Genomic DNA, 7,894 nt, shown 5'->3' on the forward strand with positions numbered 1-7,894 from the left:
TCTTTGTCCCCTAACTTTCGGCGAGTCCCCCCAGACTTTTTGAGAAGCTTCATTGCTTGTTGGTTTATTGATACCGACTATAACGGCGAAAGCTTCTTTGTACGTCATGCCTATTTTACAGGTTCAGGAGAACGAGAACCCTATAAAAAGCTAAAACGTACCCTTAAAAGCGAAATTGAAGCAGATGCTTGGAATGAATTATATTCCTCAGTTAGTCGTCCTTTTAATGCACCACAAGGTAAAAATGCCCAAATTGCCGTTAAAGTGATTAATCATTATGGTGATGAGGTTTTACAGGTGTATAAGATCCAGTAATTATGAGACTCAAGAACAAACTACACTTTTTTGCTAGATTAAGAACATAGATAAAATAACCCCCAAGTTACCATCATGGCCGAAGATAGAAACAACAGAAACGATAATGACTGGATTAAACAGCTAGTCCTCATGGGCGTTGGTACAACCTCACTAGCTGCGGAAAAGTTAAAAGAAGTCAGCGAAGAATGGGTCAAAGAAGGTAAAATTAACCCAGATCAGGCACAAGGTTTCGTTGACGATATCATGGACCAGATCAAAACAGGGCAAGGTAACTTTGAGAACAACATGGAACGTCAACTGCGAAATATGTTGCAAGACTTGGGGGTTCCCCGTCAAAACGAAGTCGATGAGTTACGCGGAAGAATCGATCGCCTAGAAAGACAAGTTAGAGATCTAGAGAACAAATTATGGAACTAAAAACAGTTAGTAAAGGAAAACATCGATCCATGCGGGAAATTTTTATCAGTTTTGGTATTATTGCAGGTTTTAGTTTGTTGTTATTATTGAGTTCTATTTTTGGTAACTCCGACAAACAAACAGCGATCGCTTCGGAAAATTCTCCTAATATTAACACAGATACACTCATGGCTCTAAATATCAATGACCGAGAAATCACCCAAGAAGAGATAGACAACGCCGTTACCACCGAGTCTGGACTAAAATACATCGACATAAAAACAGGGGAAGGGGAAAGTCCTCAAAAGGGCAAAACTGTTACGGTGCATTACACTGGAACCCTGGACAATGGCAAAAAATTCGATAGTTCGCGCGATCGCAATCAACCTTTTTCTTTCCCCATTGGTGTAGGAAGAGTTATCAAAGGATGGGATGAAGGGGTTGCTTCCATGAAAGTAGGTGGACAACGTATCTTAATTATTCCTTCTGAGTTAGGTTACGGTTCAAGGGGTGCAGGTGGTGTAATTCCCCCTAACGCAACCTTAATCTTTGATGTGGAGTTATTGGGGGTCAAATAGTTAACCAATCTGCTCAAATATCCCTTGAAGAAGATATTTTATCACCCCTTCGGAGTCAGGAGTCAGGAGTCAGGAAATCCTGTATTTTGACTCCTTCTTCAACTATCTAATTATTTATAAATCAATAACCTAAAATTACCTTTATCAGTAATTGTAAGCCGGTGATAACCAATAAAACCAATACCAATTTACGAAACACTAATAAGTTAACTCTATCAGATAAAAGAAAACCTAAAGTTAAACCGACGAAAATAATAGGAATATTACTCAGAAATAAATTGATGACTTGGGTAGTATAGTTCCCTTGCAGAAGATGGTTAATGAAAATAATAATAACGTTACAAAAAAAGAAAAAATTGAGATTAGTTTTAAACTCTTCTTGTGTCCATCGACGACAACTTCCGTAAATGACGATAGGAGGTCCCCCCGTATTATAGGCACCTGATAATAAACCGGATAAAAAAGCAAAACCAAAACCCCATTTATGAGAGCTTATTATCGGTAAAGGTAACTCTAAAAGGGAATAAATAGCATAACTTAAAACCACTATTCCTAAAATAGTTAGGGCGATAGTCTGATGGATATGTTTAAGGAAATACACCCCAAAAGGAATGGCTAAACCAGAAGCAACAACTAATCCCAAAATCCCTTTAAATTCTAATTGTTTTCGATAATAAAAAGAGATAATTAGTAAGGTTAATAATGCAATCAAATTCATCAGGGGAGAAGCAACTCTAACATCAATAATTAACGTTAGTAACGGCATAACAAACAACCCTAAACCAAACCCAGAAAGACTTTGAATAAATACTCCTAACAAGATAATCAAAGCAATAAGAAAATTATCCATTTTGACTCTGCACTAAAGCCACACCATGAGAAGTCCCTAAACGAGTCGCTCCTGCTTCTATTAAAGCATAAGCTTGCTCTAAAGTTTTGATTCCTCCCGATGCTTTAATCCCTATTTTTCCTTCGGTTATTTGACTAAGAAAACGCACATCAGACACCACTGCACCCCCAAACCAACCGCTACTAGTTTTGAGGTAATTTGCTCCTGCATCCATAGAAATTTCTGCTGCTAACTGTTTTTCTGTATCTGTTAATAAATTGGTTTCTAAAATTACTTTAATAGTCTTTCCTGTAGCTTCACAAATGGCGGAAATTTCGTTATAAATAGCCTCAGAATTTCCCGCTTTTAATAAGCCTAAGTTAAGCATAATATCCAGTTCTGTGGCACCATTTTCTACTGCTTCTTGAGCTTCATATAGTTTAGTAGATGAGGTATTTGCCCCCGTAGGAAAGCCGATAACAGTACACACAGCAATCTTTTTATCGTGAACTAATTTAACTGCTTGAGACACGGCACTAGGATAAACACAAATTACAGGAAAGCCAAAATATTGCGCCTCTTTACAAGATTGTTCTATATTTTCTGGGGTAGCGGTGGGATTGAGCAGAGAATGATCAATGTAAGTGGCAATATCAATAGTTATATCTTTTTCTATCATCTGAGCATTCCTTAAATTGGGGTTTCTTTATTGTAAATAGTAAAAGATAAAAAGTTCAATAATTCAAAAGCTTTGTTTTTTTTAATTTTTAACCCTATTTAACTTCAATTACTATTTCAAAATTCAAGAGAATATCAATGATAAAATAGTAGAAAAAAGTTCAAAAACATCACGGATATTGACTTTAATTGCAGGAACTCACTATTTATCAATGTCGTCACCATACTTATAATAATCTATCACCAAATTTATTTTTTGGGGACAACCTATGAAACCATCAATTGTTGCTATTTTAGGACTACTCACTCCTATCTTATTTAATCCTGATATTAAAGCAGCTAATCCCGATCATATCCAACAGTTATTATCTACTAGAGAATGTCAAGGTTGCGATTTATCTGGTGCTAATCTAACCGCAGCTCATTTGATTGGTGCAGATCTCAGAGATGCTAACCTAAAAGGGGCTAACTTAACAGAAGCTAACCTGGAAGGTGCTGATCTCACAGGAACTAATTTAGAAGGAGCTAATCTCACCTCTTCTATGCTTACCAATGCTACTCTTAATAGTAGCATTCTCGACAACGTTAATCTAACAAAAGCAATCATTTATGATGCTGATGTATCTGGTGCATCTATGATGGCGTTAATTATTGATGGAGCAGAGATTTTTTACACTGGAATTAGTGTGGGAGGGGAATCACCCGAGTAAACATTTGTCTAGTTTTTAATCTTTTTTGGCCGGTTGCTCAGCACATCTTATCTCCTCCACATTTTTCATAGTTTATACAAACAGCTTTAGATATTTTTTGTTATATTAATACTGATTACAGTATATTATTTTATGCCAATGCAACAAACTCAAATTACTCAGGGATTAGATATAGGAAGCCTAAAGCGAGTTCACCACATCGCTTTAAATGTCAAGAATATGCAAGATTCTCGTCACTTTTATGGCGAAATTTTAGGACTTCACGAATTAACAGGGGACGAAGTTCCTAGTACCCTAAAAGATTTAGTTGCTCAGGGAAAAGTTGCCAATTTTATTACCCCTGACGGATTGGTATTAGACCTATTTTGGGAACCAAATTTATTACCTCCAAACGCCGATCCAAAACAACAGTTTACTAGAGCAAATCATCTAGCTTTTCACATTGAACCAGATCTATTTTCTCAAGCTGTAGAAGTTTTAAAAAGTAACAATATTATCATCGATCACGGGCCGGTTAGTCGCCCCACGGGAAAAGGAATCTATTTTTATGATCCTGATGGTTTCATGGTAGAAATTCGCTGCGATGCTACAGATTTACCAAAGTAGTTTAGACTATTATTAGCCCATTGTAAATTATTTTTTTTCGTGTTTCCAAAGGTTATTTGAGTACTATTTATAGGGTGGAAGAAATCACAAATCAGGGATAAAAAATAACATTACATAGCTCTAAAAATTTTTATAAAATACTCTAGTCTAAGATAAACTTGAGGGATAAACTAATTAAAATAGACTGTACTATTAACAATAGTAAAATACCCACTACCCCAAGCCATAAATAGCGTCGAATTAGAACAATCAACCCTTTGATTACTGCTCTAGCAATAGTTTGCTCTAACCCCTCGTTTGTCATTACTTTATAAATAATTTTTTCCACTTCACTATCAACTTTTTTAGCGAGGGAACCCCTGCGTTTCTTTTTGGAAGAGTCCATAATCATCGGTTAGTCAGTAATCTTGCTTTTCTATACTATCTTTGATATCGTTCAAGTCAATATAGCGGTCAGTAGCATTGCGTAACTCCCTTGCGATCATCCCCTCCGTAGAAACAACAGTAATGTGAGTATTTTTCGATCTCAACAATTCGATCGCCCTTTCAAAATCCCCATCTCCACTAAACAAAATAACTCGATCGTATTGATCCACAGTATTAAACATATCCACTACAATTTCAATATCGAGATTAGCTTTTTGAGAGTATCTTCCCGAGGTATCGTCGTAGTATTCCTTTAAAATTTTTGTTCTTACTGTATAACCCAAACTAATCAAAGCGTCCCGAAAACCTCTTTGATCCTGAGAATCTTTTAGTCCGGTGTACCAAAAAGCATTAATTAAATAAACATGAGGATCGTTGGTAAAATAATCTAAAACCCTCCTTGGATCGAAAAACCAACCGTTTTTTTGCTGAGCATAAAACATATTATTCCCATCAACAAATATAGAAAGACGCTCTTTCTGACACACACAAGTATTCGTAGCATCCATAAAATTGAGACCTAAGTATAAATAAAAATAAAGAAATAGATAAGTAGCTTAATTGTTTAATTTAGTAAGGTTACTTAACTTAAATTTTACCTTAAAAGTTTACTAATTTCTAGGAAGGATTCTATCTAAGTAAATCCAAGGAATTAGCTTTTAACCCAGTAAGAACACCAATCACTCCAACCCCCGGGATACAATTTTGCTGTTTTTATTCCTATTGATTCCATAGACAAAAGATTGACACAAGCAGTAACTCCTGAACCGCAGTAAACAATAATTTCCTTAGCTCCCTCTAAATTAGCCCACAAGGCTTTTTGTTTAGCTTCAGGTAAAAATAAACCTTCTTCGTTAGTAACGTCCTTCCAAGGGGAATTAACTGCCCCTTGAATATGTCCGGCTATGGGGTCAATGGGTTCTCTTTCTCCTCGATAGCGATCGCTGTCTCGCGAATCAATTACAATAACATCAGACAAATCTTTGCGTTGCTTGAGGGTTTCAATATCCACGGTCCAGCTATTGTGAATATGGGGTACAAAATTTCCTGGTTGTGGGGATGGAGTAGTATTTTCTACCGTATAGTTAAGAGTTTGCCAACTTGGCCAACCCCCGTCCAAAACAGCTACTTTATCGTGACCAAAGTAACGGAGTAACCACCACAGACGGGCAGCAAAAGCAAACCGGAGGTCATCGTAAGCGATAACCAAGGTTTCCCCCAAAGTTATGCCCATAGACTCTAATTTCTTCGCAAAAATTGCAGCAGTGGGGAGAGGGTGACGGCCACCATGAGTGCTAACGGGAGAAGATAAATCTTGATCTAAGTTTAAATAATAAGCCCCTGGAATATGACTGCTGAGATACTGTTCATATCCCCAATTAGGGTTTCCTAAACGGAAGCGACAATCGATAATAACAAGGTTAGGGTTAGAGATTTGACCAACGAGCCATTCGCTGGAAACGATAGAATTTACATTAAACATACTAATATTGTACGATCAGCTTAAGGAAAGAAAAAGTTTTTGATAATCAATAAACAGTTTCGCTCATCCTCTGTGCGTTCGTAACTTAGTTGGGCAGCTATTTTTTGCAATATAGGAAGTCCCTGGCCATGGCCAGCAAAACGGTTATCCTCTTTAGCATTGGCTTTGAGAAACCCTTTCAGGTCAAAAAACGGTCCTTGATCCCAAATTCTCATCTCTAAGCGATCAGAAGTCAGCTTGATTTCAATTTCTACAAAAACTTCATCAGAAATGTTCTTATGAGCGTGTCGAACTGCGTTGGTGAAACCTTCTGCTAAGGCTAGTTGACATTGTAGCCAATCTTTTTTGGGTATCCAGGGTTGATTCATGTTGTCAAAGTGACCTAAAACCTCATCTAACGCTTTTAGGTCGCTCTTTACTTTGAACGAAATGTGTTGCGGGACGCTCAAGGATTCAAAGCCTCTACAATCAACTACAGCTGACACAGATAGAATAGGGATAGCTAATCCCTGATCCAAATTACTAGCTCCAGTTTACCTGGATTGTTACAAGATTGCTGGGAGTTTTCTGTTTTTGTTGCCCTCGACTCCTAAAATAGTATTTAGGTTATTGTTGGACTGGGTTGAGATTTCTTGCCCTAATTCTTACTCAAACTCCTCACAACTGTCAATTATGGTTCAAATCTTATTGATTGATGATGACCAAAGTATTCGCCTACTTTTAGAGAGAACCCTGAAACGCGAGGGTTATGATGTGGTATGCGCAGGGGAGGGAGAAGAAGGATTAATCAAGGCTAAAGAGTTATATCCAGCGATGATCATTTGCGATTGGGTTATGCCCGGAATGAGTGGACTGGAGGTTTGTTATCAAGTGAAGAGTATTCCTGATTTAGCCACTACTTTTTTTATTTTACTGACTTCTTTGGGATCGGTGGAAGACCGAGTTAAGGGTTTGGATGCAGGGGCCGACGATTTTCTCTGCAAACCAATCGAAATGAACGAGTTTATTGCTAGAATTAGAGCAGGTTTAAGATTGCATCAATTGAGCCAAGATTTAACGGAACAAAAACAACTTTTAGAAGCTGAATTAACAGAAGCAGCAGAATATGTTAGCTCTATTTTACCTAAACCTATTCAAAATCCTTTTTTAACCATTGATTCTCGTTTTCTTCCTTCGAGTCAGTTAGGGGGAGATGGGTTTGACTACTTTTGGTTAGATAAAGATCATTTAGCCCTCTATCTTTTGGATGTTTCGGGCCATGGACTTCGGGCCGCTTTACCCGCTTTAGCTGTTATTAATTTACTTCGTTCTCAAAATTTGAGTCAAGTTGATTATTATCAACCTAATCAAGTTCTAACTGAACTTAACAAAACTTTCCAAATGACCGAAACAAATGACAAATACTTTACTATTTGGTACGGGGTTTATAATTGCAAAGATCGCGAATTGGTTTATGCTAGTGCTGGCCATCCTCCTGCTATTTTATTGACCCAGAACTTGGATCAAGAAGTTGTAGAAACTAAACTGAAAACTCCTGGTTTACCAGTGGGAATGTTTCCTGGAGCAAAATATACAAATAGTTCTTTATTTGTTGATAGTTCATCCAAATTGTATATTTTCAGCGACGGTATTTATGAAATAGAACAAGAGGATGGAACTCTAATGGGATTAAATAATTTTCTATCAATGGTTCGAGCTTATCAAAAAGACAATGCAACTAATCTAGACTGGTTGATTGGGTACCTTCAATCCTGTCATATAAAAGGAAAGTTTGACGATGATTTATCTATTATTGAAGTCTCTTTTACAGATAATACGTGACATCCTCCCACGCTAACTGCTAAGAGCAGTATAGCGTGGGCTTCCCAAC

12 protein-coding genes are annotated in these 7,894 nt (G+C 37.2%); 6 read left to right on the plus strand and 6 right to left on the minus strand.

Annotation, left to right across the window (positions count from 1 at the left end):
- The 3 genes from P9B04_RS10720 to P9B04_RS10730 form a co-directional block, all read left to right on the plus strand.
- Positions 1–315, plus strand: a 315-nt coding sequence (locus P9B04_RS10720; RefSeq protein WP_342054983.1) for a hypothetical protein, incomplete at its 5' end; no start/stop codon positions are given.
- Between the two features lie 75 nt (positions 316–390).
- Positions 391–735 carry a phasin family protein gene (locus P9B04_RS10725; protein ID WP_342054984.1) on the plus strand — a complete coding sequence of 115 codons (345 nt, stop codon included), beginning with the start codon at positions 391–393 and terminating at the stop codon, positions 733–735.
- The gene (locus P9B04_RS10730; RefSeq protein WP_342054985.1) at positions 726–1,292 is read left to right on the plus strand and encodes an FKBP-type peptidyl-prolyl cis-trans isomerase; all 567 of its coding nucleotides are present in this window, start codon (positions 726–728) and stop codon (positions 1,290–1,292) included. The genes P9B04_RS10725 and P9B04_RS10730 overlap by 10 nt, the downstream gene beginning before the upstream one ends.
- 121 nt (positions 1,293–1,413) lie before the next feature.
- Here P9B04_RS10730 and P9B04_RS10735 read toward each other — a convergent pair whose 3' ends face one another.
- Both P9B04_RS10735 and deoC read right to left on the minus strand, forming a co-directional pair.
- Positions 1,414–2,142, minus strand: a complete 729-nt coding sequence (locus P9B04_RS10735; protein WP_342054986.1) for a sulfite exporter TauE/SafE family protein — start codon at positions 2,140–2,142, stop codon at positions 1,414–1,416.
- The gene (gene deoC, locus P9B04_RS10740) at positions 2,135–2,800 is read right to left on the minus strand and encodes a deoxyribose-phosphate aldolase (protein WP_342054987.1); all 666 of its coding nucleotides are present in this window, start codon (positions 2,798–2,800) and stop codon (positions 2,135–2,137) included. Before deoC ends, P9B04_RS10735 begins: the two co-directional genes overlap by 8 nt.
- A 268-nt stretch (positions 2,801–3,068) precedes the next feature.
- Here deoC and P9B04_RS10745 point away from each other — a divergent pair, with 268 nt between their 5' ends.
- Positions 3,069–3,509: a pentapeptide repeat-containing protein gene (locus P9B04_RS10745; RefSeq protein WP_342054988.1), complete on the plus strand. Its 441-nt coding sequence runs from the start codon at positions 3,069–3,071 to the stop codon at positions 3,507–3,509.
- Positions 3,510–3,641: 132 nt separating this feature from the next.
- On the plus strand, positions 3,642–4,115 hold the full coding sequence (locus P9B04_RS10750) for a VOC family protein (protein ID WP_342054989.1): 474 nt from the start codon (positions 3,642–3,644) through the stop codon (positions 4,113–4,115).
- Positions 4,116–4,257: 142 nt separating this feature from the next.
- Here P9B04_RS10750 and P9B04_RS10755 read toward each other — a convergent pair whose 3' ends face one another.
- The 4 genes from P9B04_RS10755 to P9B04_RS10770 all read right to left on the minus strand — a co-directional run bounded on the left by P9B04_RS10755 (position 4,258) and on the right by P9B04_RS10770 (position 6,473).
- Positions 4,258–4,500, minus strand: a complete 243-nt coding sequence (locus tag P9B04_RS10755; RefSeq protein ID WP_342054990.1) for a hypothetical protein — start codon at positions 4,498–4,500, stop codon at positions 4,258–4,260.
- A gap of 13 nt (positions 4,501–4,513) precedes the next feature.
- The gene (locus P9B04_RS10760; protein ID WP_342054991.1) at positions 4,514–5,050 is read right to left on the minus strand and encodes a LabA-like NYN domain-containing protein; all 537 of its coding nucleotides are present in this window, start codon (positions 5,048–5,050) and stop codon (positions 4,514–4,516) included.
- Between the two features lie 143 nt (positions 5,051–5,193).
- Entirely contained in the window at positions 5,194–6,024 is an 831-nt protein-coding gene (locus P9B04_RS10765) for a sulfurtransferase (protein WP_342054992.1), read from the minus strand.
- A gap of 20 nt (positions 6,025–6,044) precedes the next feature.
- Positions 6,045–6,473 (minus strand): ATP-binding protein, encoded by a 429-nt coding sequence (locus P9B04_RS10770; RefSeq protein WP_342054993.1) that lies wholly within the window; start codon positions 6,471–6,473, stop codon positions 6,045–6,047.
- Positions 6,474–6,696: 223 nt separating this feature from the next.
- Here P9B04_RS10770 and P9B04_RS10775 point away from each other — a divergent pair, with 223 nt between their 5' ends.
- Positions 6,697–7,845, plus strand: a complete 1,149-nt coding sequence (locus tag P9B04_RS10775) for a PP2C family protein-serine/threonine phosphatase (RefSeq protein WP_342054994.1) — start codon at positions 6,697–6,699, stop codon at positions 7,843–7,845.
- The last annotated feature ends 49 nt before the right edge of the window (positions 7,846–7,894 follow it).

The organism is Crocosphaera sp. Alani8 (assembly GCF_038442745.1).
Classification (GTDB): Bacteria; Cyanobacteriota; Cyanobacteriia; order Cyanobacteriales; family Microcystaceae; genus Crocosphaera.

Coding starts and splice junctions, on each gene's coding strand:
- P9B04_RS10725 (WP_342054984.1), top strand. CDS start 391: ATGGCCGAAGATAGAAACAACAGAAACGATAATGACTGGATTAAACAG.
- P9B04_RS10730 (WP_342054985.1), top strand. CDS start 726: ATGGAACTAAAAACAGTTAGTAAAGGAAAACATCGATCCATGCGGGAA.
- P9B04_RS10735 (WP_342054986.1), bottom strand. CDS start 2,142: ATGGATAATTTTCTTATTGCTTTGATTATCTTGTTAGGAGTATTTATT.
- deoC (WP_342054987.1), bottom strand. CDS start 2,800: ATGATAGAAAAAGATATAACTATTGATATTGCCACTTACATTGATCAT.
- P9B04_RS10745 (WP_342054988.1), top strand. CDS start 3,069: ATGAAACCATCAATTGTTGCTATTTTAGGACTACTCACTCCTATCTTA.
- P9B04_RS10750 (WP_342054989.1), top strand. CDS start 3,642: ATGCCAATGCAACAAACTCAAATTACTCAGGGATTAGATATAGGAAGC.
- P9B04_RS10755 (WP_342054990.1), bottom strand. CDS start 4,500: ATGGACTCTTCCAAAAAGAAACGCAGGGGTTCCCTCGCTAAAAAAGTT.
- P9B04_RS10760 (WP_342054991.1), bottom strand. CDS start 5,050: ATGGATGCTACGAATACTTGTGTGTGTCAGAAAGAGCGTCTTTCTATA.
- P9B04_RS10765 (WP_342054992.1), bottom strand. CDS start 6,024: ATGTTTAATGTAAATTCTATCGTTTCCAGCGAATGGCTCGTTGGTCAA.
- P9B04_RS10775 (WP_342054994.1), top strand. CDS start 6,697: ATGGTTCAAATCTTATTGATTGATGATGACCAAAGTATTCGCCTACTT.